17 protein-coding genes and 1 pseudogene are annotated in these 26,965 nt (G+C 64.1%); 5 read left to right on the top strand and 13 right to left on the bottom strand.

Annotated elements, in window-relative coordinates; genetic code table 11:
- Positions 1–107 precede the first annotated feature (107 nt).
- From ELS24_RS18740 to clpS, 7 genes and pseudogenes are all read right to left on the bottom strand, one after another.
- Complete coding sequence (locus tag ELS24_RS18740) at positions 108–755, bottom strand: PqiC family protein (protein WP_127185009.1); 648 nt, start codon at positions 753–755, stop codon at positions 108–110.
- 6 nt (positions 756–761) lie between these two features.
- Positions 762–2,426: an intermembrane transport protein PqiB gene (locus tag ELS24_RS18745; RefSeq protein WP_050445207.1), complete on the bottom strand. Its 1,665-nt coding sequence runs from the start codon at positions 2,424–2,426 to the stop codon at positions 762–764.
- 42 nt (positions 2,427–2,468) lie between these two features.
- Entirely contained in the window at positions 2,469–3,815 is a 1,347-nt protein-coding gene (locus ELS24_RS18750; RefSeq protein WP_127185010.1) for a paraquat-inducible protein A, read from the bottom strand.
- The gene (gene clpA / locus ELS24_RS18755; RefSeq protein WP_050445390.1) at positions 3,815–6,127 is read right to left on the bottom strand and encodes an ATP-dependent Clp protease ATP-binding subunit ClpA; all 2,313 of its coding nucleotides are present in this window, start codon (positions 6,125–6,127) and stop codon (positions 3,815–3,817) included. Before clpA ends, ELS24_RS18750 begins: the two co-directional genes overlap by 1 nt.
- A gap of 55 nt (positions 6,128–6,182) precedes the next feature.
- Positions 6,183–8,368 (bottom strand): annotated as a pseudogene (gene pbpC / locus ELS24_RS18760) (penicillin-binding protein 1C).
- 29 nt (positions 8,369–8,397) lie between these two features.
- Positions 8,398–13,632, bottom strand: a complete 5,235-nt coding sequence (locus tag ELS24_RS18765) for an MG2 domain-containing protein (RefSeq protein ID WP_164741271.1) — start codon at positions 13,630–13,632, stop codon at positions 8,398–8,400.
- A gap of 145 nt (positions 13,633–13,777) precedes the next feature.
- Positions 13,778–14,092, bottom strand: a complete 315-nt coding sequence (clpS, locus tag ELS24_RS18770) for an ATP-dependent Clp protease adapter ClpS (RefSeq protein WP_006220276.1) — start codon at positions 14,090–14,092, stop codon at positions 13,778–13,780.
- Positions 14,093–14,318: 226 nt separating this feature from the next.
- Between clpS and ELS24_RS18775 the strand changes: the two genes are divergently transcribed.
- Positions 14,319–14,564, top strand: a complete 246-nt coding sequence (locus ELS24_RS18775) for a cold-shock protein (RefSeq protein WP_006220277.1) — start codon at positions 14,319–14,321, stop codon at positions 14,562–14,564.
- A 91-nt stretch (positions 14,565–14,655) separates the two neighbouring features.
- Positions 14,656–15,168: a DUF192 domain-containing protein gene (locus ELS24_RS18780; protein WP_127185011.1), complete on the top strand. Its 513-nt coding sequence runs from the start codon at positions 14,656–14,658 to the stop codon at positions 15,166–15,168.
- A gap of 111 nt (positions 15,169–15,279) precedes the next feature.
- On the opposite strand, the gene pcaF is transcribed toward ELS24_RS18780, so the two are convergent.
- The 5 genes from pcaF to xseA all read right to left on the bottom strand — a co-directional run bounded on the left by pcaF (position 15,280) and on the right by xseA (position 22,125).
- Positions 15,280–16,485, bottom strand: a complete 1,206-nt coding sequence (gene pcaF / locus ELS24_RS18785; RefSeq protein ID WP_127185012.1) for a 3-oxoadipyl-CoA thiolase — start codon at positions 16,483–16,485, stop codon at positions 15,280–15,282.
- A 160-nt stretch (positions 16,486–16,645) separates the two neighbouring features.
- Positions 16,646–18,070 (bottom strand): chloride channel protein, encoded by a 1,425-nt coding sequence (locus tag ELS24_RS18790; protein WP_127185013.1) that lies wholly within the window; start codon positions 18,068–18,070, stop codon positions 16,646–16,648.
- A gap of 78 nt (positions 18,071–18,148) precedes the next feature.
- Positions 18,149–19,783, bottom strand: coding sequence for a methyl-accepting chemotaxis protein (locus ELS24_RS18795; protein WP_230695232.1), 1,635 nt, complete (start codon positions 19,781–19,783; stop codon positions 18,149–18,151).
- A gap of 286 nt (positions 19,784–20,069) precedes the next feature.
- Complete coding sequence (gene sodB / locus ELS24_RS18800; protein WP_050445200.1) at positions 20,070–20,648, bottom strand: superoxide dismutase [Fe]; 579 nt, start codon at positions 20,646–20,648, stop codon at positions 20,070–20,072.
- 109 nt (positions 20,649–20,757) lie between these two features.
- On the bottom strand, positions 20,758–22,125 hold the full coding sequence (gene xseA / locus ELS24_RS18805) for an exodeoxyribonuclease VII large subunit (RefSeq protein WP_127185014.1): 1,368 nt from the start codon (positions 22,123–22,125) through the stop codon (positions 20,758–20,760).
- Positions 22,126–22,475: 350 nt separating this feature from the next.
- Here xseA and ELS24_RS18810 point away from each other — a divergent pair, with 350 nt between their 5' ends.
- Genes ELS24_RS18810 through lpxK form a run of 3 tightly spaced genes read left to right on the top strand, consistent with a single transcriptional unit; the run spans position 22,476 to position 24,549 of the window.
- Complete coding sequence (locus ELS24_RS18810) at positions 22,476–23,099, top strand: MotA/TolQ/ExbB proton channel family protein (RefSeq protein WP_127185015.1); 624 nt, start codon at positions 22,476–22,478, stop codon at positions 23,097–23,099.
- A complete protein-coding gene (locus tag ELS24_RS18815; protein WP_127185016.1) occupies positions 23,096–23,509 on the top strand; it encodes an ExbD/TolR family protein in 414 nt (137 codons plus the stop codon). The genes ELS24_RS18810 and ELS24_RS18815 overlap by 4 nt, the downstream gene beginning before the upstream one ends.
- Positions 23,506–24,549, top strand: a complete 1,044-nt coding sequence (gene lpxK / locus ELS24_RS18820) for a tetraacyldisaccharide 4'-kinase (protein WP_127185017.1) — start codon at positions 23,506–23,508, stop codon at positions 24,547–24,549. The genes ELS24_RS18815 and lpxK overlap by 4 nt, the downstream gene beginning before the upstream one ends.
- On the opposite strand, the gene ELS24_RS18825 is transcribed toward lpxK, so the two are convergent.
- Positions 24,546–26,789 carry an IgaA/UmoB family intracellular growth attenuator gene (locus ELS24_RS18825; protein ID WP_127185018.1) on the bottom strand — a complete coding sequence of 748 codons (2,244 nt, stop codon included), beginning with the start codon at positions 26,787–26,789 and terminating at the stop codon, positions 24,546–24,548. The genes lpxK and ELS24_RS18825 overlap by 4 nt on opposite strands.
- Between the last annotated feature and the right edge of the window lie 176 nt (positions 26,790–26,965).

Here is a 26,965-nt window from a genome sequence, read left to right on the forward strand (position 1 = left end):
TGAGTCCGAACGAAACCCAGTATGGGTAGGACCGTATGCTAGACAGGTTGCAACCTTGTTTGTATTAAGGTTAACCCTAGGTTAACCGGTTGAGTTGATGCAGGTTCTCATTCTTTCAGCGGCGAGCAGCCCAGCATCTGCACCGAGCCGGTTCCGGCAGGGGTTTGCCCACGTATGGCGGACGCCATCACGCCCGCCAAACCCACCACCGCCCGTTGCTGCGCGGCGATCAGCGCAGGAATACCGGTTTCCGACACGGTTTCCGTCACCACGCTGCGGCACAACAGGCCCGTGCCCTTGGCATTGACGGGCCGCACGCGCCAGGTGGCGTCCAACTGCGCCATGCTGCCGGACATCATTTCAAAACGCTGCACGTCCGTCTGTACGCGCCACACCGGGGCCGCCGGCCCTGGCTTGACCATCTGCACGTCCAGGGCGCCCAGCTCGCGCTTGAGGGCGTCCGACAAGGCGCCCCGCAACTCGTCACCCAAAGGCGAGCTCCAGCGTTCGGAATACAGCGCCGCCACGCTGCCGTCGCCCGTGCGCACCATCAGTTGCGGCTGGTCGGCCTGTGTCGACAAGCTGACGGCTTGCACCTCAATAAGGAAGTCCGCCGACCCGGCGGGCGCGGCCGTAGACGGCGCCGCCGGACTTTGAAGCGTGTAGTAATGCACGGGCGGCGACGAGCCGCAGCCCGCCAAGGCGGCGCTCAGCGCCAACAGGGACAAGACGGGACGGATCGAGAATAGAGTCATGGTTGTTTAGTTCCTGACAGGGCCAGAGCCGGGAATCGGGTCATCGCCACGGCCCCGCAACAAGGCTTCGGGATTCGCTTGCAGGAAGTCGGCCAGCGCACGCAACGAGCGGGCCGCGCGACTCAGTTCCTGCATCGCCTTTTCGGTATTGACGGGCAGCGAGGCGTCCGAGGCCAGCAGCGAATTGATATTCGCCATCGATTGGCGCGCCTGCTTCAACATGCTTTGGGCCTCGGGCGCCACCTGCTTGTCCAGCCGATTCATCAGTTTTGACGTGCTGGCCAGCGTGGTGCGCAGATCTTCGCCGATCTTGTCGAACGGAATCTTCTCGATCTTGGCGACGATATTGCTGACCTGCTGCTGCAACTGATCCAGGTTGCCCGGCACGGTCGGAATGATCGCCGGGTCGGTCGCCTTGAACTCCACCGGCTTGGCGTTCGGGAAGTTGTCCAGCACCACATACAGCTGACCGGTCAGCAGGTTGGACGTGCGCAGTTGGGCGCGCAGGCCGTACTTGATCATCACGCCCAGCAGCCGCGTGCCGGCCTCGTCGCCATCCTTGAGCGCACGCTCGCGCACCTCTTCATAGACGCGGCCCAGGCGTTCCGGATACAGCGTGGCGTCCACCAGCGAGAAGAAACGCTTGGTGGCCGGATCGAAGTCCAGCGTGATCTGCGTGACGTTACCCAGCGTGATGCCGTTGAAATCGATGGGTGCGCCCACGGCCAGGCCACGGATGGACTGGTCATAGCGCATGCGAATCGGGAAGGCTTCGCCGTCGGGGTTGGCCTTGGCGGCGGCTTCGGTCGCGTACAGGTCAAAGCTGGCATCGGCCGGCGCCGGGTTGCTGCCGTCGCGCGCGCTTTGCACGGATTCAAACGCCACGCCGCCCACCGCCATGGACACCAGCGACTGCGTGCGAACCTTCAAGCCGTCGGCATTGACGCTGAAGTCCACGCCGCTGGCGTTCCAGAAGCGCGTGCCGTTGGTGACGAACTTGTCGTTGGGCGCATCCACGAACACTTCAACGTTCACGGCCGTGCCGGTTTTGTCGAGTTCATAACCAATGACGCGACCCACATTGATGCGGCGGAAGTAGACGGGCGAGCCAATGTCCAGGGACCCCAGGTCCGACGCCTTGAGCTTGAAGCGCTTGCCGGCGCGGTCATGCGTGACCGCGGGCGGAATCTCCAGGCCTTCGAAGCTGAGCTTGGTGGCCTTGGCGGAACCGTTCTTGCCCTCGGCCGCGTCCACGCCAATGTAGGCGCCCGACAGCAAGGTGCCCAGGCCCGATACGCCACTGACGTCCAGGCGCGGCCGCACCACCCAGAAATTGGTGCCTTCGCGGGCCAGGTCCGACACTTCTTTCGCCAGCTCGGCCTTCACCACGACTTTGCTGCGGTCACTGTTGAAGCCAATGGACTTCACCGTGCCGATGTTCACATCCTTGTAGCGCAGCTGCGTCTTGCCCACCTCCAGCCCTTCGGCTGTATTGAACGAGATGGAGATATCCGGGCCGGCCTGCATCCAGGTGCGGATGACAAGCGACATACCCATCAGCGCGGCCACGATGGGCACCAGCCAGATCCATGAAATCCGGCTCTTCTGCTTGCGCGAGATGGTCGGTGACTTGTACTTCTCTTCACCGGCATCGGGTGCTTGGTCGGACATCTACTTTCCTTTTTTCTTCTTCCGCGGGACCCGCTGTTGTTGCTAACCCACTTCCCTGCTGGTCTGAGCCGGTGGCTGCTGCGCCGCCTGGGCCGGGTGACCCGGGTGAGCCCGGCCTTCGATCTCGGGGGTGTCGATTTCGCTCTCGCCTTCCAGATCCCAGCTACGGCGCAAATCGAAGCTCATGGCCGCCAGCATGGTCAAGATCACCACCACACCGAAGGCCGCCGCCCCGGCACCCGCGCTGATCTCCATCAAGCCTTGGAAATCGGCCAGCGCCGCCAGCAATATAACGACAAACACATCCAGCATCGACCATTGGCCAATGAACTCGACCATCTGATACAAGCGGGTGCGCGGCCGCAGATTGGTCGTGCTGCGCCACTGTTCGGTCAGCAACAGCAAGATCAGTGCCAGCAGCTTGGTCAGGGGTACGGCCACGCTGGCGATGAACACGATCAACGCAATATCCCATGAGCCCATCTGCCACAGTTCGACCACGCCGCCCAGAATGGTGTGGGCGCTGTCGCCCAAAACGGAACTCACCTGCATGACGGGCAGCACGTTGGCCGGGATATAGAACACGACCGCCGCGAGCAGCAGCGCCCAGGTGCGCGCCACGTGGTCCGGCTTGCGGTAATGCACCACGGCATGGCAGCGCACGCAGTGGTGCTCTTCTTCGGGATCGGCGTCGCGCGGCAAGGCCTGCACCTGGCCGCACACATGGCAGCCGGCCAACACGTTGTCGGGACTGCTTTCCGGAATATGCACGGGCGCCACGCCCGCCGTCTCGGCATACCGCCACAGCACATGCGGTGACAGGCGGCCCAGCATCGTCAGGAAGATGGTCAACAGACCAAAGGCACCCAGCCCGATACCGGGTTGCACCGCGGCCATGCCGGCCAGCTTCACCACCGCCACCAGCACGCCCAACAGAAACACGGGCACCATGCACCAGGGACGCAGCACGCCCAGCAAACGCATGGCGCCACGGAAGCCCACGGGTTCACGGCCTTGCGACAACGGGCCCAGCACCCACAACAGCACGGTCAACTGCAGCAGTGGCAAGACGAAGCCGGCCAGCCCCGTCATGACGGCAACGACCCAATGACCTTGGCGCCACGTAATGGAAATCGAGTCCAGCAAGGAGGCCTGCTGCACCATGCCCTGCACGGACATGGAAGCGACCGGGTAAGCGTTGGCCACCCCGAAAATGATCAGGGCGCTAATGGCAAGCGCCAGCCAATTGGACAAAGTAAGCCCGCTGTAGCGCCACAGTGTGGCCCCGCAGCGGGCGCAATTGGCGGTCTCGCCAGGTTCAAGCTGATGTCGGCGATAAACGCTTGCGCAGTGTTCGCATTCGATCAGCGGCTGGCTGTCCGCGGTCATCAATCGATCAGTTCGACTTCCTGCTTATCCGGCGCATCCGAGGACGGTGGTTTCCCGTTGTCGTCGAAGTCCAGCGTCACCTTGCCCGACTCGTCCAGGTCCACCGTGACCGAGCCGCCGTCGACCAGCTTGCCAAACAGCAGCTCGTCGGCCAGCGCGCGGCGGATGGTGTCCTGGATAAGACGTTGCATGGGACGCGCGCCCATCAGCGGGTCGAACCCCTCCTTGGCAAGGTGTTCGCGCAGTTTCGTGGTGAATACGGCTTCCACGCGGCGCTCGTGCAACTGGTCTTCAAGCTGCATGAGGAACTTGTCCACCACGCGCAGGATGACCTCGCGGTCCAACGCGGCAAACGGAATGATTGCGTCAAGGCGGTTGCGGAATTCAGGCGTGAACATGCGACGGATTTCCGCCATTTCGTCGCCCAGCATCCGCGAATTGGCAAAGCCGATCGAGGGACGGTTCAAGGTTTCGGCGCCCGCGTTCGTCGTCATGATGAGGATGACGTTACGGAAGTCCGCCTTGCGGCCGTTGTTGTCGGTCAGCGTGCCGTGGTCCATGACCTGCAGCAGGATGTTGAACACATCCGGGTGGGCCTTTTCGATTTCGTCCAGCAGCAGCACGCAGTGCGGCTGCTTGGTGATGGCTTCGGTCAAGAGGCCGCCCTGGTCGAAACCGACATACCCCGGCGGCGCGCCGATCAGGCGCGACACCGCGTGGCGTTCCATGTATTCCGACATATCGAAACGCAGCAGCTCGACACCCAGCGTGAACGCCAGTTGCCGCGCCACTTCGGTCTTGCCCACACCGGTGGGGCCGGACAACAGGAAAGCGCCGATGGGCTTTTCCGGTTTGCCCAGGCCCGAGCGCGCCATCTTGATGGCGGCGGCCAGGGCATCGATCGCGCCGTCCTGGCCGAACACCACGGTTTTCAAATCGCGGTCCAGCGTGGCCAGCTTGCTGCGGTCGTCGTTGGAGACCGACTGCGGCGGAATACGGGCGATCTTGGACACGATGTTTTCGATGTCCACCTTGCCTATCACTTTCTTCTGGCGCGAGCGCGGCAGCAGGCGCTGGGCTGCGCCGGCCTCGTCGATGACGTCGATGGCCTTGTCGGGCAGATGACGATCATTGATGAAACGTGCCGACAGTTCAGCGGCAGCCGACAGCGCAGCCGCCGAGTAGCGGACGCTGTGGTGTTCTTCAAAGCGGCTCTTCAGCCCACGCAGAATCTGCACGGTCTGTTCGACGCTGGGTTCCGGCACGTCGATCTTCTGGAAGCGACGCGACAGCGCGTGGTCTTTTTCAAAGACGCCGCGATATTCGGTGTAGGTGGTGGCGCCAATGCACTTCAACTGGCCCGAGGACAAGGCCGGCTTCAGCAGGTTGGACGCATCCAGCGTGCCGCCCGAGGCCGAACCGGCGCCAATCAGCGTGTGGATTTCATCGATGAACAGAATGGCGTCGGGGTTGCCGCGAATTTGCTTCAGCACGCCCTTCAGACGCTGTTCGAAATCACCGCGGTACTTGGTGCCGGCCAGCAACGCGCCCATGTCCAACGAGAACACTTGCGCGGCTTGCAGGATTTCGGGCACTTCGCCGCGCGTGATGCGCCAGGCCAGGCCTTCCGCGATAGCGGTCTTGCCCACGCCGGCCTCGCCCACCAGCAGCGGATTGTTCTTGCGGCGGCGGCACAACACCTGGATCACGCGCTCGACTTCGTGCTCGCGTCCGATCAGGGGATCAATGCGGCCCGCCAGCGCGGCGGCGTTCAGGTCGGTGGCGTATTGGTCAAGCGGCGACTGACGCGATTCGCCCTGCTCTTCACCGTTGGTCTGCTGCTCTTTCTGCACGGCGGCGGACTCCACCTGGGGCTGTTTGGTAATGCCATGCGACAGGAAATTGACGACATCCAGGCGCGTGACGCCCTGCTGTTGCAGGTAGTACACGGCGTGCGAGTCCTTTTCGCCGAAGATGGCCACCAGCACGTTCGCGCCGGTCACCGGCTTCTTGCCGGTGCCGCCCGCGGATACGTGCATGATTGCGCGTTGAATCACGCGCTGAAAGCCCAGCGTCGGCTGCGTGTCGACCTCGGCGCCGCTTGGAATCACCGGGGTGTTTTCCGAAACGAACTGGCGGAGGTTGCGGCGCAAGTCGTCAAGGTTGGCCGCGCAGGCGCGCAGAACCTCGACTGCCGAAGCGTTGTCAAGCAACGACAACAGCAGATGCTCGACGGTAATAAATTCATGCCGGGCCGAACGGGCCTCGACGAAAGCCATATGCAGGCTGACTTCAAGCTCTTGAGAAATCACGCTTCCTCCGTATTGCATCGAAGCGGTCAAATACACGATTCATATTCTATGCCGATCATGGCGTAACGCCAGCGATTTCAAAAACCACACTATCGTGGCGGCCTTGTGCGTCCATGACGGTAAGCGTATACCGGCCGTCTTGCGCCAGCACTAATTTAAACGGATGACTCGACGCGCCCTGACTCACCACGCGCCCGTCCAGCATCCACCATACTTCTCCTTCGGCGCCCTGCACATCCACATCAAGCGCCACTTCCCGGCTGCCGGGTACGGGCCGAAGCACCGAACCAGTGGCCACGCCACCCACGCGCAAAGGCCCTGCGTGGCGTCGGCATAGCCGGCAAATGACGGCGGCGCCGTGTCGTTCAGCAGCCACGCGGCGCGCTGTTCGGGGCATTCCCCGGACGGCACGCTGCCCAGCCGATAACCCAGTGGCCAACAGGTGACCGCCGCCTGCACCGTTTCGGGCCGGCTACGGACCTGCTGCGCCCCTTCCGGTAACGCAGCCACAATATCTTGCAGTAACGGCGCCGCCACATTTGCCCCGAAAAAACCGGGGTTGGGCGTACCGTCCGGACGACCGACCCAGACGCCTAACGTCCATCTATCGGTCACCCCGATCGCCCAGGCGTCCCGGAATCCGAAACTGGTTCCGGTTTTCCAGGCCAGCCGCCGGGCCGGACTGCCCGACTGGTAGAAAGGCCGGTCGGGATGCCCGCCACCTTCGAGGATATCGCGAACGATCCAGGCGGCTCCAGGGCTCATCATACGGGACTCGATCCTGGGTTGCTCCGTTCGAAGACGGGGCCGTCCCGAGATGCCATCGCGGGCCAAAGCCCGGTAAGCGCCGACCAGTTCTTCCAATGTGGTGCCACCCCCGCCCAAAATCAAGCTTAAATTTGGAACGGCACCCGCCGGCAAACGTAAGCGCACACCGCCGGTCAGCATAACCGACGCGAAACTGACCGGCCCGACGCGGTCCAGCAGGTCCACCGCCGGCACATTCAACGACCGTTGCAAGGCTTGCGCGACGCTGACAGGCCCAGAAAACGCCGCTTGGAAATTACCCGGTGCGTAGCCGCCAAACGACAGCGGCGCGTCAATCAGCAGGCTTTCGGAATGAATCAACCCCTCGTCCAGCGCCTGCGCATAAAGAAACGGTTTCAGAGTAGAACCCGGCGAGCGCACGCCACGCACCATATCCACATGAGCGTAACGGGTATCGTCCGAAAAATCAGCAGAACCCGCGTAGGCCTTGACCTCCAGCGTATCGTTATCCATCACCAGCACCGCCATGGACACCTTGGGCGGCAGGCTGTCCACGCGGTCCAGCAACATTTGTTCCACCGACGCCTGCATGTCGGCATCCAGCGTCGATCCAACCAACGGCGGCCGTTGACCCGCGCGGCGCGCGGCGGGCGTGGCGCCCGCTTCCTGCAACAGACGTTGCGCGGCCAACGGCGCCAGCCAGCGCGCGCGCAACGGCGGCGCGATCACGTTTTCAATCTTGGCGTCGGCCACTTCGGCCGGCGTCCAGCGGCCCAGTTCGGCCATGCGATCCAGCACCTTGTCTCGCGCGGCCTGAGCCGCCTCGGGATGGCGGTCGGGGCGCAGGCGCGATGGGGCTTGCGGCAAAGCGGTCAGCATGGCCGATTCGGCCGGGCCCAGGTCGCGGGCAGACTTGCCCAGCCATAGCCGCGCCCCCATTTCCACGCCCTCCACAATGCCTCCCATCGGCGCATGGGTCAGGTACATGGAAAGAATCTCGTCCTTGCTGTAGTGCATCTCCAACTGCACCGCGCGCCAGGCCTGTCGTAATTTGGCCGACATGGAACGCGACGGCTTGCCGGCCAGTTGCGGGTCGATCAGGCGCGCCACCTGCATGGTCAGCGTGGAACCGCCCGACACAATGCGACGGTTCGTGGCCCACTGCCAGCCCGCGCGCGCCATCGCCACGGGATTGACACCGGGATGCCAGTAGAACCAGCGGTCTTCATATGTGAGCAAGGTGTCCAGATAGCGCGGCGAGACCTGGTCCGGCGTCACCGGATAGCGCCAGATGCCGTCGCGGCTGGGGTAGTTGCGCAGCGGTGTGCCGTCGGCGGCAACGATCACGGCGGCGCCGCCCGAGTCGATGGCGGGCAATGGGAACAGGCGGTCAAGCACGAATAACAACGCGGCCAGCGCAAACAACACGCTGGCCGCGATGATGCCGCGCCGCCGCCAGCGGCGGGCACGCATGGCGCCCGCCGTGGAGGAGGCGGCGGCGGTCAAGGACGCTTGGCGCCGCGATCGCGGATGTCGACCGTGCTCCACTGCTCACCCACACCCCGGATTTCCGGGCGGTACATATCTTCGGCCACCGTCGACGGCACCGCATAGCGGCCCGGCGTGACGACGCGCACCAGATAGAACACGTCGACCTTGCCGCGGCCCAGGGACACGGCGGCCACGTAACGGTCATCGCGGAATTCACGATGCTTGATGTTGGAGTCGGCCATGGCTTCGGCCACTCGGCGTCCGCCAATCGTCCATTCCTGCATCTCGGGGCTTTGCGACAGGTTCAGGTTTTCCACTTCAAAACCGGCCGGCACGCGGTCCTCGATCAGCGCATCGGGAATGCTTTGGTTGGCGCTGGCCTGCACCCACACCACCAACATGTCGCCGCTTTGCAGCGTGCCACCATCCCACGGTTTGCCGTCCGGACGATACCAGCCACGCTTGAGCTGGATCACGTCGTTGCGCGGCTTGGGCGCAACCATCGGGCTGCCCTGGATGTCGTATTCCAGAAACAATGATTGCGACCCCGTGTTGACGATTTGCGTGTTGGCCAGGTCAGCCGCCGACAAGCCCACCGTCTGGTCGCTCTTGCCGCCATCCAGCGGCTTGCGCGCGCCGTTGACCGTCAGCGCGGCTTGCCAGGGCGTGCCCTTGTCGCCGCCGATGGCGCGCGCCGCCATCAACAGCGCCATGCGTTCCTGCGTGGACAGGTACGAACGGTTGCCCAGACGAGCTGTCAATTGCGTCAGCAGGTTTTCCAGGCGCTCATGCTTCAGGCCGTACTGATTGGCCAGCGCGTACGACAAGGCGTAGTCGCGCACGCTGCTGCCGTAGTCGCCCAGCCATTCATCGTAATAGGCGTTGTAGTTGCGACGGGGGAAACCGTATTCGCGTGACATGGCGGCGTCCAGCGCGGACTGCATGCGCCCTTCGTCGCCCATCAGCTTGAATGCGGCCGCCAACTGGATCAGGGGCAACGGCGAACGCGCACGTTCTTGATAGTTGTCGAACAGTTGGCGCACCGTCGACAACGGCGCCTTCTTGTCGCGCGCCAAGGCCAGCACGGCGGTCGACAAGCCGGCAAAACGGCGGTGGTCTTCGCGCAGGACGTTGGCATCGCTGCCGTCGATACGGCCGGCTTCAACGTTGCGGCGCAGGTTCACCGACCACGTGCCGAAGGTGTTGGACGTCTGCTGCACTTGCTCCAGCAGCCATTGGCGCGAACGGTCGAGCGTGGCTTCGGGCACTTCAAAGCCTTGGTCGCGCGCGTCTTGCAGGAAGCCGACGGCATAGGCCGTCAGCCACACATCGCGCGAGCTGGAACCGCTCCAGAGGTTGTAAGAACCCACCGCGTTGCGCATGCCGGACAGGCGGCCGATGGCGCCGGACACCTGCGCGGCGCGTTCCACCTGCGAGTGCGGCTTCAGGCCGAACTGCTTGGCGACGGCGTCGTCGATCAACACCCACGGCAAGGCGCGGCTGATGGTCTGCTCGGCGCATCCGTAGGGATACGCCAGCAGGCCTTCAACCAGCTTGTTCACGTTGAACGGCGGACGGTTCGACACCGTCAGGCTGACCAAAGCCGAATCCGGGTAGTACGAAGACACCCACGCCGCTTGCGCCACATTGGTTTCGCCCGGATTCAGACGCAGACGGCGCACCTGGCGTTCGCCCGCATAGGCCGGCTGCACTTGCAGCACCGATTCGCGCACGATGTGCACGGGCTTGGCGCCGCCCTGCCCGTCGATGGTCAGGCGCATCAGGCCCAGACCGTAGGAACCCGTCGTCGTTGCGTTGAAGCGCAAAGTCGTGCGCTGCTTGTCTTTCAGCGTCACCGTGCGCACGCCGTCCGGAATGGCCAGCGGGTCCAGGGCTTCCAGCTTGATGCTGATCTTTTGCTCGGCGCCGCTCAGGTTGGTCAGGTCCAGCGCGATGGCGGCCTGGTCGCCCGGCGTGATGAAGCGCGGCGTATTCATTTCCGCGACAATCGGCGCGGCCACCACCATTTCAGTGTCGGTGCTGCCGTAGTTGTCGGCCGTGAACGCCACGGCCATCAGGCGCAGCGTGCCGTTGAAATCGGGCAGGTCCAACGGAATGTCGGCTTCGCCCTGCGCGTTCAAGGTGACCGGACCCGAGAACAGGTCGACCAGCTTGACCTTCTTGGGCAGGCTCTTGCTGTCGCCGCGCATGGCGGCGTCACCACCCCACTTCAGCTTGCCCTTGGTGCCGTCCATTTTCTCGATCAGCTTGCCGTACATGTCCAGCAGTTCGGGCGCGTAGCGGTGCTTGCCGAAGAAATAGTCCAGCGGGTCGGGCGTGGCGTACTGGTTGATGTTGAGAATGCCGACGTCCACGGCGGACAAGGTCACCGTGGCTTGCTTGCCTTGAGCGCCGTCGACCTTGACGCGCACTGTCGTCTTGGTTTCGGGCTCGGTCTTGGCCGCGGCGGTCAGCTTCACATCCAGCTTGCGGTCGGCGCTGGCAATTGGCAGGAACGCCAGGCCCAGCGCACGGGCCGGCGTCACGCGGTCGCCTTCGCTACCCGGGCGGAACACGGCGGCGGCCACATACAGGTCGTGGCGCTTCCAGTCCTTGTTGATCGGAATCTCAACTTCGGTGCCCGTTGCTTTCACGGCCACCCAGGTGGACCACAGCATGCGGTCGCCTTCCACCGTGACCAGTGCCTGGCCGTCGTGCGGCGGCGTCAGCGTGACCTTGACGGTATCGCCCGGCTTGGCCGGCACGCCTTCCAGCTTCATCTGCACGCGGTCGGGGCGGTTGCCCATCGCGTCGGCGTCCTGCGCGTTCCAGCCCGCATAGAAGCGGTAGCGCATCGTTTCACCGGTTTCCGGGTCGGCGATTTCAAGGCGGTAACGGCCCCACTTGACCGGCACGGTCAGTTGCGCGCGGTCGTTCAAGGCGATTTCGCGCGAATCGACCAGTTCTTCGGTTTCGGTATAGCCGCTGTTCCAGCCGCGCTGGTCGTCAAAGCGCCAGTAGTATTGGCGTTCTTCGCGGAACAAGCGCATCTGGGCCTGGGCCAGCGGAACGATCTCGCCTTGCGCGTTGGCCCGGATGACTTCAAACACGGCGGGTGCGCGCTCGCGCGCCACATCGCTGTCAAACTGCGGACGCACGGCAATCAGCTTGTCGGCGGGCCAGACGCTGCGCTCGATGGAGCGCACCACCGGGCGGCCGCCCGATTCAAGCAGGCTGGCCGACACGCGCACCTTCATGGGCGAGTGCGTACCCGCCACGCTGGGATTCACGCTGATCCGGGCTGCGCCCTTGTCGTCCAGCGCTTCCTCGGGCAGTTCACTGAACGTGCGACGCGTGTCATCGGCAACATCACCGAAAATAAAGCCCGGCCATTTCTGCGCCAAGGCGAAACGGTCGCGCTTGACCTGGAAGCTGGACAGCAGGCGATTGCCGGCTGCGGGCGCGCCGTAGAGGTAATCGCCCTGCACATTGACGATCAGTTCCTCGTCCGGCGACAGCACCTCTTGATCAGAGGTCAGCGCCATCTTCATGCGTTCAGGCAGGAATTCCTCGACCTGGAACTTCCACGACGCATCCGGCGTGCGCGAAGCGGGGTCCACGCGCAGTTCAAGCAGCCACGAACCCGTCTGGGCGTCCAGCGGCAATTCGATGGCGCGCTCAACATAACCGACCAGATCTTTCTTGGGTTGCCACAGGGTGGTCTGCACCACGCGGCCATCGGGGCGCTTGATCGTCGCCGTCAGCGGCGCGGGCGTCAGCATGCGGCCGTCCAGGTCGCGTGGCAGCACCGACACGTTGAAGGTCTCGCCCGGACGGTACAAATTGCGGCCGGCGTAGACGAACAGATTATTGGGGCGCGACACATGGCCGCCCGTATCGAACTCAGACAGGTCCAGCGCCGGTTCGCCCAGGGCCAGCACGGTCATTTCCTTGTCGCGCGAGGCGCGGATGACGCGCGCATTGGTGAAGCTGCCGTCAAAACGCACATGGCCCTGCGCATCGGCAGCGGCCTTGGCCAGCGTCTTGCCCGCGCCGTCCACCAGTTCAAACACGGCGCCCGGAATGGCCTGGCCAGACTTCAGCGACACGGAATAGGCTTCCACGCGGTCGCTGTAACGACGCGCGTGCAGGCCGATATCGCTGACGTAGAAATACGTGACCTGGTATTCATAGCGGAACCGGCCCGGTTGGCTCATGACCGCGATGTAGATGCCGGGCTCTTGCAATTCCTTCACGCCTTCAACCGGCAGGAAGGTGACGTGGCGGCGGTTCGGCTTGTCGTCGGTGATGAAACGGCCCTGATAGACGCTGGTCGTCAGCGAATTCAGGCGGTCCAGATCCCAGTTGCTGACCGAGCCTTTCAGGCTGCGGTTGTCGGAATAGCGCCAGTTGTCATCGTCGTAGTCAGCTTCGTCTTCGTCAGATGCCGAGGTGGTGTTGCGGCCGATGCCCAGCACCGTTTCGAACAGTTCCGGCACACGGTCCGGCGCCACGCGCAGGAACTGCACGTCAACCTCGGGCACGTTTACGGTCGCCACGGGCAGGCCGCCGTTCTGGCCGGCCGGCAGCACCACGCCGCGGCTGGCGAAATAGAACGAGGGCGGCATGGCCTGCGTGTTCACTTCGCAATTCGAGGTTTCAGCCAACACGACCTTGTCGCCCACGCCGGGCAAACCCGAACGTACCGTGATGGCGTATTTGCGCTGCGGCTGGATGTAGGGGAAATACACCATGCGCGGGTTCTCGCCCACGATCCAGCTGCCTTTCAGGATCTTGCCTTTGGGCGCGGAATCGCCCGGCTTGACCGAGGCCGGCTGGTCACCCGCATTGGCGGCGGTTTCGTTGTCTTCGTCGGCCTTGCCGGACGAGGCGCCCAGGTCGGTGACCTGAAGGAAATCATCCAGCTTGGCCTTGGCGTCCACCGGCTGGGTGAACGTGACCGAGAGCGACAATGCCTCGTTGAACTGGCGCGGCTGGCAGGTCAGCGCCGCAAAGGGGTCGGGTGCGCCCACCGTCGCGCTGGCGCCCAATGCGGGCTTGCCGTCACCAGGCGCAGCGGCCGGGGCCGCCGCAGGGGTTTGCGTCGCGGTGGAAGCCGCCGGCGCCTGGACCGGGGCCGCGCCCTGCTTGTCCTTACCGCCCATCCACCAGCCTACGCCGATGGCGCCGGCCAACACCACTACGCCGGCAACCGCCAGCCAGGTCTTACTAACCTTTCCACTCACGGCAAACCCCTCCGCCTACTCGTACACAAGCTCCTTCGCGGCGGAGCTGCCGACCCACTGCTCCGCGCGCTTCCCCAAACGCGGAACCTGCCGTGTTTTGCACGGCACAACGCCGCCTACTTGGGCGGCATCTTCATTTTTGGTGTTAAACGGGTTCCATCACACATTGCAGCGGGTGCTGGCGCGCCCGCGCATACTGCCCTACCTGGGCAATGCGAGTCGCCGCGAGATCTCGGGGATACACCCCGCATACTCCGCGACCTTCGTGATGCACCTGCAACATGATCCGCGTGGCCTCTTCATGGTTTTTATTGAAGAATTTCTGCAGAACTTTCACGACGAATTCCATCGGCGTGTAGTCGTCATTAAGCAGCAAAACCTGATACATCGGAGGCGGCGCGGCGCGCGCCGGTGCCTTCTCGACGGCCAAATCATGCTGGGTATCCAAGGTAGAACTCATAGGGCGGGTATTCTATTTAAACTGGGGACGGCTAACGCGCAACTTACTCAAAATTACACGCAGAAATACGTAGTTTCCATACTTGACGACACGAAGAAAAGCGGCGCATTATCAGCGCATTCTGGGGTTTTCAACTCATCGAAAATCTGACAGGAATTCGGAGGGGGGACAGAGGTCTAGACCGCGATGCCCTTCTGTCAACATACGATTCAATGAGGCAGTCCGCATGTCTGATACGACCGCAACCGCCGTCCAAGGGGACAATCCCAAATCGACGGGTACCGTCAAGTGGTTCAACGATGCAAAGGGGTTTGGCTTCATTACGCCCGACGACGGCGGTGAAGATCTGTTCGCCCACTTTTCGTCCATACAGATGAATGGTTTTAAAACCCTGAAGGAAGGCCAGAAAGTGGCTTTCGAAATCATTCAGGGGCCTAAAGGCAAACAGGCGCTTAATATCACGGCGGCCTGAGTATCCCTTAAAGTGCAGCGGTAAGGCTGCACCATTATCCAGGCGGGGCTTTCGGGCCCCGCCTTGTTATTTTCTTTTTACTGCGCCAGTCATGCTGAAGAATGTGAAGTTATTGCCTGTCAACCCTACGTTGTTCAAGACAGCGTTCTTTAAACCAGCATTTCTGAAAGCACTGTCGGCGGCACTGGCCGCCACGGCGCTTGCGCTGACCGCGGGCGCCCAAGCGCAAACCGGTCCGCAACCGCCCTTGCCCACCACGCAACTTTCGGCCGGCATCCATATTATCCGAGCGGAAGTTGCCGACACCGACGCCACCCGCCAAAGCGGCCTGATGTTCCGCACGGAACTCCAGGGCAACGACGGCATGCTGTTCGTGTTCGAGCGGCCGGACGTGCAGTGCTTCTGGATGCGCAACACGCTCTTGCCGCTCTCGATAGCCTTTATCGCCGACGACGGCACGATCGTCAATATCGACGACATGGCGCCGCAGACCGAAGACCCGCACTGCGCAAGAAAGCCGGTGCGCTATGCCCTGGAAATGGCCCAAGGCTGGTTCGACGAGCACGGCATCAAGGCCGGCCGGAAAGTCGACGGGCTGCCCTGAACGGCCGCCACAGGGCGTAAGCGCCCCCTTCAGATACAACAAGGGAGCCCCGCAGGGCTCCCTTTTCATTTCCGCCACCGGCCTCGCGGCGGAAAAAACAACACTTCAGGCTTAGACGCGCTCGATGATCAGCGCGATGCCCTGGCCCACGCCGATGCACATCGTGCACAACGCGTAACGGCCGCCCGTGCGGTGCAGCTGGTTGATGGCCGTGGTGGCCAGACGCGCACCGGAGGCACCCAAGGGGTGACCCAGGGCGATCGCGCCGCCGTTGGGGTTCACGCGCGGGTCGTTATCGGCAATGCCCAGTTGGCGCAGCACGGCCAAGCCTTGGGCAGCAAACGCTTCGTTCAGTTCGATGACGTCCATCTGGTCCAGCGTCAGGCCGGTTTGCGCCAGCACTTTCAGCGTGGCGGGCGCGGGGCCGATACCCATGATGCGCGGCGCGACGCCGGCAGTGGCCATGCCGACCACGCGAGCGCGCGGAGTCAGGCCGTGGCGGGCTGCTGCCTTTTCATCGGCCAGCAGCAATGCGGCGGAGCCGTCGTTCACGCCCGACGCGTTGCCGGCCGTGACGGTGCCGCCTTCGCGGACCACACCCTTCAGCTTGGCCAGCGATTCCAGGCTGGTTTCACGCGGGTGTTCGTCTTTGGAGACGACGATGGGGTCACCCTTTTTCTGGGCGATCGACACCGGCACGATTTCGGCGTCAAACACGCCTTCTTGCTGCGCGCGAGCCGTCTTTTGTTGGCTGGCCAGCGCGAACAGGTCTTGGTCTTCGCGGCTGATCTTGAAATCGTCAGCGACGTTTTCGGCCGTTTCCGGCATGGAGTCCACGCCGTACTGGGCCTTCATCAGCTTGTTGACGAAGCGCCAGCCGATCGTCGTGTCGAAAATGGCGGCATTGCGCGAGAACGCGCTGTCGGCCTTGCCCATGACGAAGGGCGCGCGGCTCATGCTTTCAACGCCGCCGGCCAGCATCAAACCGGCTTCGCCGGCGCGGATGGCGCGGGCGGCGGTGCCGATGGCGTCCAGGCCCGAACCGCACAGGCGGTTGACCGTGGCGCCGGGCACTTCGATGGGCAGGCCAGCCAGCAGCGTGGCCATGCGGGCCACGTTGCGGTTGTCTTCACCCGCCTGGTTCGCGCAACCCATGATGGCGTCGTCCAGTTCTTCCCAGCGCACGCCGGGGTTGCGCGCAATCAGCGCCTTGATGGCAACGGCGGCGAGGTCGTCGGGGCGCACGCTGGCCAGTGCACCGCCGTAGCGGCCGAAGGGGGTGCGGATCGCATCACAAATAAAGGCATTCACGGTCATGGGAAGCTCGAAGTGAAGTGAAAAATTCGGGATCGGTCGATCTTAGCGCACCACATTTAGCGCCAAGTTGGTGCAGCGGCGACCTGTCCGCCACACGGACGGTGTCCGGTAGGTGTTCACCCTGATCGCGCCGGGCGCAGTCAAGAAAACCCGGTGGCGATCAGGACGAAGCGGCCTTGCCCGGCGCGCCGCCCGCCTCGGCTTGTTGCGCGGCGCGGCGCGTATCGACGATGGCCTGACGGCGAAAACGCCCGGCCGCCAAATGGTAGAACGGCTGCGGGCAGAACTGGCGCGACACGCCAGAAGCCAGCAAAGAACCCACCAATAACCAGAACAACATCGGCTGGCTGCCCGTCATTTCCATGACCACCACGCTGGCCGTCAACGGCGCCTGCGTGGCCGCCGCCAGGAATGCCGCCATCGACACGAGCACCAACACGCGCTGGTCCACGCCCTCGCCCGCCAGCTCCCAGATGTGCTGGCCGATGCCGGCGCCGGTAGTCAGCGCGGGCGTGAAGATGCCGCCCGGGATGCCCGCCCAATACGAGGCGACGGTAGCCGCAAGCTTGGCCAGGCCGAAGCCGGCCGGCGCGCTGTCTTGGCCCGACAGCAGGTCGGCCGCAACGCCGTAGCCCGTGCCGTAGACACTGCCGGCCGTGCACAGGCCGATCACGGCCAGCACCAGACCCATGATGAACGCCGTCCAGATGGGATGCGCGCGGATCCAGGCGCGCCACGCAGCCGGCGCGGCACCCGATGCGCCCTTGCCAAGCAGCCGCGCGAAGATGCCGCCCAGCGCGCCGTTGATGGCGCCGCAAATGACGATCCACATCACCATGCCATGCGCCAGCGGCGCCCCGCCGAACACGCCGAAATAGGGGTTGTTGCCCTGCACCGCCACCACCAGGAAGCCCGCGGCCAGCACGCCGATCAATACCAGGCGCTGCCACCGCAATACGGTGCCGCGGCCCAGCTCTTCGATGGCGAAGATGACGCCGGCAAGCGGCGCATTGAAGGCGGCTGCAAGCCCGCCCGCGGCGCCGGCGGCGATCAGTTCATTGGAATGGAAGCCGCGCAACTGCACGCCACGACGCTTCCAGAAATCGCCCCAGGCCAACATGAGCGCGGCGCCCACCTGCACCGACGGGCCTTCACGCCCGATCGACGCGCCCGCCAGCATGCCGAAGAACGACAGCGGAATCTTCCATAGCGTTTGTGCCAGCGACACCAGGCTGCTTTGGCTGGCGCCGGGCGGCAGGGACAGCGCGCCGATGACTTGAGGAATGCCGCTGCCCGCCGCGTTCGGGGCAAAGCGCAACGTCAACCAACGCAGGGCGGCCAGACTGAAGGGCAGCACCAGCAAGGCAAGCCAGCCGTTGTGCCCCACCCATTCGCGGTTCCAGTCAAGCGCCTTGTCGGCCAGATACGCAAACCCCAGCGACATCATCGCGACCAGGCCCGCGCCGCCAAGCAATAGCGCCATTTGCAGGCTCTTGCGTGACAGGCGGTTGATCTGGCGCACCTTGCGCCGCATCAGGCGGCGTGCGGCGGTGGTGGTTCGGCGGAAAGGTTCGGTCAGGCTCATGGGCTGCTGGCGTGCGGCGCAAAGTCAGTAACCTTACCACTCTCACCTGACCCGCAGCCCACAAACTTCAGCAGAAAATCACGCTGCCGGCAGCAGTCGAGCCGACGAATGGCGTGCCGAACCCACGCCCGCGTCGAGAGCCGTGCCAACACTGCCGTTGACCTTGAAGCGGCGTACCTCCTGCGCCAAGCGCCCGGCCTGCTCCTGCATGCTGGCGGCCGCTGCCGCCGCCTCTTCGACCAACGCGGCGTTCTGCTGCGTCACGGCGTCCATCTGCGACACGGCCTGATTGACCTGGCCGATGCCTGCCGATTGCTCTTCCGACGCGCTGGCGATGTCGCGCACCAGCACCGCCACCTGACGCACACTGTCGACCAATTCGCGCATGGTGCGGCCGGCTTCATCGACCTGGCGCGTGCCGCCTTCGACGCGCGCGGCCGACTCATCGATCAGGGCCTTGATTTCCTTGGCGGCCACCGCTGAACGCTGCGCCAAGGTGCGCACTTCACCCGCCACCACGGCAAAGCCACGGCCCTGCTCGCCCGCGCGCGCCGCTTCCACGGCGGCGTTGAGCGCCAGGATGTTGGTCTGGAACGCAATACCGTCGATCACACCCGTGATATCGGCGATGCGGCGCGAACTGTCGGAAATGGCGCTCATGGTCTGCACCACGCCATCCACCACTTCACCGCCGCGCACCGCCACGGTGGACGCCTGCGTCACCAGGCGGTCGGCCTCGCTGGCGTTGTTGGCGTTTTGTTGCACGGTGCTGGTCAGCTCTTCCATGGACGCCGCGGTTTCTTCCAGCGACGAGGCCTGTTCTTCGGTGCGTTGCGACAGGTCGGAGTTGCCTTGCGCAATTTGCGACGACGCCGATGCGATGCTTTCACAGCCATCGCGCACGTCCGCCACAATGCGGCCCAGGCTGTCGTTCATGGCCTTGAGCGCCGCCATCAGTTCACCGGTTTCATCGCGCGTGGCGACCTGGATGTTCGTGGTGAGATCGCCCGCGGCAACCTGGCGCGCGGCCTTCACGGCCTGCTCCAGCGGACGCACGATGCCACGCGTGACCAGCCAGCCCAGCAACATGCCGATCACCACGCCGGCCACGGCCAGGATGATCATCACCGCACGCACGTTGCGGTACAGGTCCGTGGCGACGTCAACGGATTGCGCGGTGGATTTCTCCTTGCCCACCGCCAGGTCGGTCATCAGGTCATCAAGCTTTTGCGACGAGGCGATGACACGCTTTTCGATCTCGGCAACGCGCGGATCCGTTTGCGTCAGCGATTGCGATTTCGCGGCCGCGAAGAACGCTTCCGACTCCCGCTTCCAGATCTGTTCGGTTTCAACGAACTGCGCCAGCAGGCGTTTGCCTTCTTCTTCGTGGAAATTTTTCGCGGCCTTGTCGCGCAGCACGTCCAGGTTCTTGACCGCCTCGTCGAACCGCTTCTTCAACGCTTCACGATCCTGATCGGTGCTGGCGGCCAGATAGCCGCTGAGGGCGCGGCCCGCGTAGATCAGGTGCAGATTGGATTCTTTCAGATCCGAGATGCCACGCAGCTCAGTGTCGTACAAGCGGTCGTTCAATTCATTGATGCGAGACAGCCCCCACACGCCAAAGGCCCCAATCGCACCACCAATAACCGCCACAAGCAAAAATGCACCCGACAGGCGCGCCCCGATGCGCAAGCCCGAAAATAAGCGAAACATGCTTCCCTTCCCTGTAGTTACCCCGGTTGTAAGCGGGCATGCCGCAATCCGTTGGCCCCGTGGTTCAGCCCCCCGACCGTTCGCAACAATAGTGGCAGGAAACCCTAGGGATAACCCTAGATAAAAGCGTGTTTCATCGTCATTTCCCAGGAATGAAATCGGCAATCGACAGGTTTATGTAAGCTGAATTTTTCCTGAACGGGCAATAAAAAACCCCTTGGCGGTGCGCAAAGGGGTTTGGGGTGCAAGCCAGCGGCGTGAAAGCCGAGGCTTGTTTCTTTACCGATCAGGCAAAGTTCTTGGCGGCGAACTCCCAGTTCACCAGGGCCCAGAAGTTTTCCAGATACTTGGGACGCGCGTTGCGGTAGTCGATGTAGTACGCGTGTTCCCAGACATCACAGGTGAGCAGCGGCGTGTCGGCCGTGGTCAGCGGGGTGGCCGCGTTGCTGGTGTTGACGATGTCAACCGAGCCGTCGGCCTTCTTGACCAGCCAGGTCCAGCCCGAACCGAAGTTGCCGGCTGCCGACTTGTTGAACGCTTCCTTGAAAGCGTCAAAGCTGCCCCACTTGGCGTTGATGGCGTCAGCCAGCTTGCCCGAGGGTGCGCCGCCGGCCTTGGGGGCCAGGCTGTTCCAGTAGAAAGTGTGGTTCCAGATCTGGGCGGCGTTGTTGAAAATGCCACCCGAGGACTTCTTCACGATGTCTTCCAGCGACAGCGTTTCGAATTCCGTACCCGGGATCAGGTTGTTCAGGTTCGTGACGTAAGTCTGGTGATGCTTGCCGTAGTGGAACTCCAGCGTTTCCTTGGAAATGTGCGGAGCCAGAGCGTCGAGTTCGTAAGGCAGGGGGGGAAGAGTATGTGCCATGTGTGGGTTCCTTCTGTTGAGTGCACGATCAAGCCGGTCAATTGTATCGGCAACTAATGAGGATACCGCGTTAACCCCGGGCCTGCGCGGGGTTAACGCGACGCCTGCTTCAGCCGGCGTCGCGCGTCTTGCGGGTCTGGCGCACATCGACCTGCGCGCCGCCTTGCGCAAAGCTCAGGTCCAGCGTCTGACCCGCTTCCAGCCCGGCGGCGTCGCGCACGATGCGGCCGTCGGCATCGCGCGCAATGGCGTAACCGCGCGAAAGGGTGTTGCCGGGATCCAGCGCGCGCAATTGCGCCGTGGCCGAGGCCAGGCGGTTGCGGCCCTGCACCAGCAAGCGGGCATGCGCCTGACCTAATTGGCGCGCCGCGCTGGCCAGGCGGTCAGCCGCGCGGCGGGTGTCGGGTACCCGATGCGTCAAACGCTGCGCCAGCAGATTGACCCGCGCGGTACGGCGGTCTTGCGGGCCGGACCAGGCGGACGCCAGGCGAAAGCGCAGGCTGTTCAGGCGTTCACGCTGATGCTCCAGCCGTTGCGAGGGCGACACCAGTTGGCCGGCGGCACGATCCAGCCGCTGCGCGGCGCGCTCCAGGCGGCGCTGCTGGCCGCGCGCCATGGCCTGGGCAGCTTGCATGACCTGGCCCAGCAATTCAGAGCGAGGTACGCAGGCCAGTTCCGCTGCGGCCGTGGGCGTCGGGGCACGCACATCAGCCACGAAGTCCACGATGGTGAAGTCGGTTTCGTGGCCCACGCCGCTGATCACGGGAATTTCACTGACCGCCACCTGGCGGGCCAGGTCCTCGTCATTGAAGCTCCAGAGGTCTTCGATGCTGCCCCCGCCACGCGCCAGCAGCAGCGTGTCGACTTCGGCGCGCGCGTTGGCAAGGCGAACCTGGGCCGCCAGGCGGCTGGCGGCGTCCGCCCCCTGAACCGGGGCCGGATAGATGATGACCGGCACCTGCGGCGCCCGGCGAGCCAACGCGGACAGCACATCCCGCAACGCCGCCGCATGCAGCGACGTGATGACGCCGATTGCGCGCGGCAGCCGGACGGGCTCGCGCTTGCGGGCTGGGTCAAACAGGCCTTCGGAGGCCAGTTGCTCTTTCAGCCGCAGAAACGCTTCATACAGGTTGCCCAGCCCCGCGCGGCGCATGGCGTCGGCCTGCAATTGGTAATCGCCCCGGGGCTCGTAAAGGGAAACCCGGGCGCGGATTTCGACCTGATCGCCCGCGCGCGGCACGAAACCCACTGCATTGGCGCGGCTTCGGAACATGACGGCGCGCACCGAGGCCCGGCTGTCCTTGAGCGTGAAGTACCAATGCCCGGATGCCGCCTGCGTGAAGTTGGAAATCTCTCCACGAACCCACAACGCCGGAATGCTGCGCTCCAGCAATTGCCCCACTGCTTGGTTTAGCTGGGCAACTGTCAGGATATCCCGCGTGAATGCGTTGTTTGTGACTGCAAATTCAATTGTCATGAGGCTTTCCGATGCGTATCTGTCCACAGGCCATACGGAGCGGGCCGCAATGATACCTTTTCCAGCGAATTTTGCAGCGACCGCCCCGAAAGCCAATAAAAATTACGCAAGCAATTGATTTATATGGGTTTTTTAATTAAATCCCGCTGCGCGATTTTGAAGCAAACAAGCGCAAGCCCTGTGCCCACAAGCGTTCCGGGGAAGTTTTGCACAGAATTATCCACAACTTCTGTGGATAATTCCGGGGCTTCCCCGCCTTGCCACAAAGCCCTGGCCCCGTTACAGTTTCGGCTTGATCTGATTCCACGGCGCGAGCGCTTCGCTGCCCTGGCCCCCGGGAGTTGAACGCTTTGCTTTCCATTTTGCGCGAGGCCGGCTGGCCTATCTGGCCTCTGCTGGCGACATCCGTGCTGGGACTGGCGCTGATCTTCGAGCGCTTTTTCTCCCTGCGCCGCAACCTGATTCTGCCCCGAGGGCTGAACGATCAGGTGGTGGACATGCTGCGCAACCGCCAAGACACCCCTGAAGCCATCAATCGCCTGGAACGCAATTCCCCCCTTGGCCGCGTGCTGGCCGAGGTGATGCGGCATCGCCATCTGCCCCGCGAAGAGCTGCGCAGTGTGGTTGAAGACACCGGACGCGCTGTCGCGCACGACCTCAGCCGCTACATCCCCGCCATTGGCACCATCGCCGTCGTGGCGCCGCTGATGGGTCTATTCGGTACCGTGGTCGGCATGATCGAGATTTTCGGCTCATATACGCCCGGCGGCGGCGACCCCGCCCAACTGGCGCGCGGCATCTCCATTGCGCTGTACAACACCGGCTTCGGCATCCTGATCGCCATTCCCGCCATGATCGCGCATCGCTACCTGCGCAGCCGGGTGGACAACTACCTCAGCCTTATGGAGCAATCGGCCTCGCGGCTTGCCCGCACCTTGTCGCCGATACCCGCCGTGCGCGAGGGGCGTTCATGAATTTCCGTGGTGCCCGGGGGGACCGCGACGAGCTGGACATCAACCTGATTCCGCTCATTGATGTGTTGCTGGTCATCCTGATTTTCCTGGCCGCCACCACGTCGTTCACGCGATTCACGCAGTTGCAGGTGACGCTGCCCGAGGCCTCGTCGGAACAAGACACGCCTCCCGCACTGGAAGTGGCTGTCAGCCAGGATGGGCGCTACGCGTTGAACGGCACGCTGATCGACGTTTCCACGCCGCCCGAAATCGCCGACGCGCTGCGCCAGGCCGCGGCCGGCAAACCCGATGCGCTTGTCATCATCAACGCCGACGCCCAAGCCACCCATCAATCCGTGATCAACGTCATGGAAGCCGCCCGGATGGCCGGCATCGGCCGCGTCAACTTCGCCGCCCAGACTTCACGGTGAGCACCCCGCGTTCGTCCCCTTCGCTGCTGGCGCGCCAGTGGCAGCACGGCGGCTGGCTATCGGCCCTGCTGCTGCCTTTGTCCGCGTTGACGGCGTGGGCGGTGACCAGAAAGCGCGCCGCCTATCAGAGTGGCGTCAAACGCAGCTACCGCGCGCCGGTACCGGTGGTGGTGGTGGGCAACATCTATGTCGGCGGTACGGGCAAGACGCCCGTGGTGATTGCCACGGTGCAAGGGCTGCGCGCACGCGGATTCACACCCGGCGTGGTCAGCCGGGGCTACGGCGTGAAGATTGGCGCACGCGCCAGGGTGGGCGTCGGCGCGCTGGAACCCGCCCGCTTTGGCGACGAACCCGCATTGATCGCGCGCGCCACGGACGCCCCGGTGTCCGTGCACCCCAAGCGCGCGCTGGCGGCCCAGGCCTTGCTGCAAGCCCACCCCGAGGTGGACGTGATTGTCTCGGACGACGGCCTGCAACATCTGGCGCTGGCCCGCGATGTCGAAATCGTGGTGCAGGACGAACGCGGCGTGGGCAACGGCCGGCTGCTGCCCGCCGGCCCCTTGCGCGAACCCGCCAGCCGCTTGCGCGAGGTGGATGTGGTGGTCACCAACATCGGCACGCCCAACGGATGCCCGGTCGACACGGGCAATGCCCACCCGCGCCCGGTGCGCATGTGGCTGGAGCCTGGCGACACCCGCAACATCGAAAGCGGTGCGATGCGCCCGCTGTCGGCGTACGGGGGGCAAGCGCGCATCGCGGCGGCGGCCGGCATTGGCAACCCGGAACGCTTCTTCACCACACTGCGCGCGGCCGGCATCACGCTGGACGCGACGCTGCCCTTGCCGGATCACCACGACTACGCCGATTCCCCTTTCCGGGCGATGACGGCGGACACCATCCTGGTCACCTCCAAGGACGCGATCAAGTGCGCCGCGCTGCACGACGCGCGCCTGTGGGAGGTGCCGGTGCAGGCAGCGTTTTCGGATCCCCAGCTGTTCGATTGGCTGGCGCAGGCATTGCGCCAGCCCGCCCAGGCTTAAAAGAACGCGGGCTTGGCCGCGCCACGGCGCTGTGCGTACTCCCGCAGCGCCTTGTCGCGCGATGCGGCGGCGCGTTGGCGGATCACGGCAAGCGGCGCATGCACCAGGACCAGCAGCGCGGCCAGCAGCAGCCATGCCATCCGGGCGGCGGACGGCCAGGGGTCATCCAGGCTGCGCGTGGCATCCACGATGATCCGCGGCGCGTCAGACGCCTCTGCGCCCACGTCCAGCACCATGCCGTCGACCTTGAACGCCATGGCGCCCTCGGGCAGGAACATACGCACTTGCTGGCGCCACTCGGCCAGGGCGTCCGCCACACGGGTCCGCTTGAGCTCGGGCAATGAGGCATACGGGCCCGGCAACACATCCAGCACCACCCCGCCCTTCTGCGTGCCCATCGCAAGGTCCGACGCGCGGTTCAGCGCAGCCCGGACGGCGGGTTCGGCGCTGGCACGGGCCAGCCGCCGAGCCTCGTCAACGGAACGGGACAACATCAAGCCTTCGTCGCCGCGGCCTTTCTCCGTCAAGGCGCCCGCTTCCACCAGCTTGAGCAATTCCAGCCATTCGCGCGGCTCTTCCCTGGCCAACATAACGCTATCGACAAACGCGCGCTTAAGCCGATCGCAAGCGGCGATCGCCTCGCCCGACACGGCCTCGCAGGCCGTCTCGATACCGAGCACCGTCTTGCTCAGCCCGACCACGCTCACCACCGACACCGACCGCGAGTTGTACATCCCCATCGGGTTATTGCGCATCTGGCCCAGGACCTGGCCCCGGACCAGCATATCCATCATCGGGTTCGGCTTGGTCTTGAGAAAATCACCGGAATACAAATGCAATAGCGGCTCGTCAACCTCTAGCGACGCAGCTTGGGGCTGGTCTCCGCCCCAGCGCAGCCGGCTGCAATCGAACCCCGCCCCGCCATCGACGGCGACGCCATCGGTTCGAACCAGCTCGCAACGTGCGCGGCCCTGCAACGACACCAACGTACCGAAGCCGGGTAGATCTTTCGCCAGGTCGGCGGCAGAGCCGTAAGAGCGCGGCTGGGCGCCGCTGAGCCACGCCTGGGTCAACGCCGCATCCGCTTTCAGGTTGTCGGCCATGAACCACACCGCCGCGCCGGCCAGCAGCCCCACCAACGTCAACGTTACATGCCGCCCCCAATGGGCACGCGGGAACAGGCGCTGCTCTTCGTCCAGCGAGTGACTGCCGCCCAGGCGCACGACGGAGTAGTCCTGCACCCGCATGTCCACGTCGACGCGGCCGTCGTCCGGCAGCACCAGGTTGCTGCGCCAGTGTTCCGGCAGTTTGATTGGCAGCTTGTCGCCCAGGAAAAGCTGGGTGGACACGGCCTGCGTGTTGTCCGGGTTGGTCAGCACGATGGCGTTCAGTTCACCGCGCGCACGGTTGACCTTCTGCGGTTCACCCGGCGCGCGGCGGCGCCATGTCAGCCACAAGGCCAGCACCGCCAGCACGCTTGCCGCGCCGGCAAATCCCACGCCGCCACCGGCCCCAGTCACGGCCAGGCAGATGAAGGCCAGCAACCACACCACCGACACCCAGAAGGCAATGCCGGGGTGCTGACGCTCGGCGATTTCCGCAGGCGTTTCGTCGCGCTGGCTCAGAATTTCCACCCGTACCGCGTCAGCCAGACTGGGGTCACCCGGTCCGCCGGGCGGTTCAGACTGCTGGCCAGACAAAACGGCGTCGGACTCTGGCGGCACCACGTCCTGCAATGCCCCAAGCTTGCCGCTGGACCATTGTTGGTCTTGTTTTTGGCGGCGCTGATCGCGTTCGCGGCCGCTGGCGATGTCGAACTCCCCGTTCAAGGCCACGACGACGGCGAATTTTTCGGTCATGACGACTTCGGCAACGTTGTCCTCGCGCAGATAATTGCGGGCGTCGTACGGCAACACCACGTCAACGCCGCCCAGCGTGTCATGCATGGTCGAGCCGCCCTGGCCGGTTTCAAGGCCGTGTCGTACGAACGCGCCTTTTAGCGGGAACACGCGGTCATTGACCAGCGTGGCCGTCTTCTTGGGGTTCGCGGGGTACACCAGGAAGGGCTGCACCAAGGCGGCCTCTTCGGCCGTCATGGCCCGTAGCGCCTGCCCCTCGTGCTTGAGCTCGCGCAGCGCGCCTTTGTTATCGCTGCGCCGCATCATGTACGTAATCCAGCTGATCAACGACCAAACCAGAATGATCAGCATCAAACCCAGCTTGAGGGTATTGGAATCCATCTCGCGACCTTCCTCCGCATAGAACGCGGCGGATGATAGCGCTGATGCGTCCCATATTTTGAAACGCATGATTCAATTCATGACATTAATTAACAAAGCGCATGTGTGCGCGTTTCCGGCATCGAGAAAATCGGAGTTCTCCCAGGGCAAGCAAGTCTGGGGCCACCCAAACTGTT

It is taken from the genome of Achromobacter spanius (genome assembly GCF_003994415.1).
GTDB lineage: Bacteria > Pseudomonadota > Gammaproteobacteria > Burkholderiales > Burkholderiaceae_B > Achromobacter > Achromobacter spanius_C.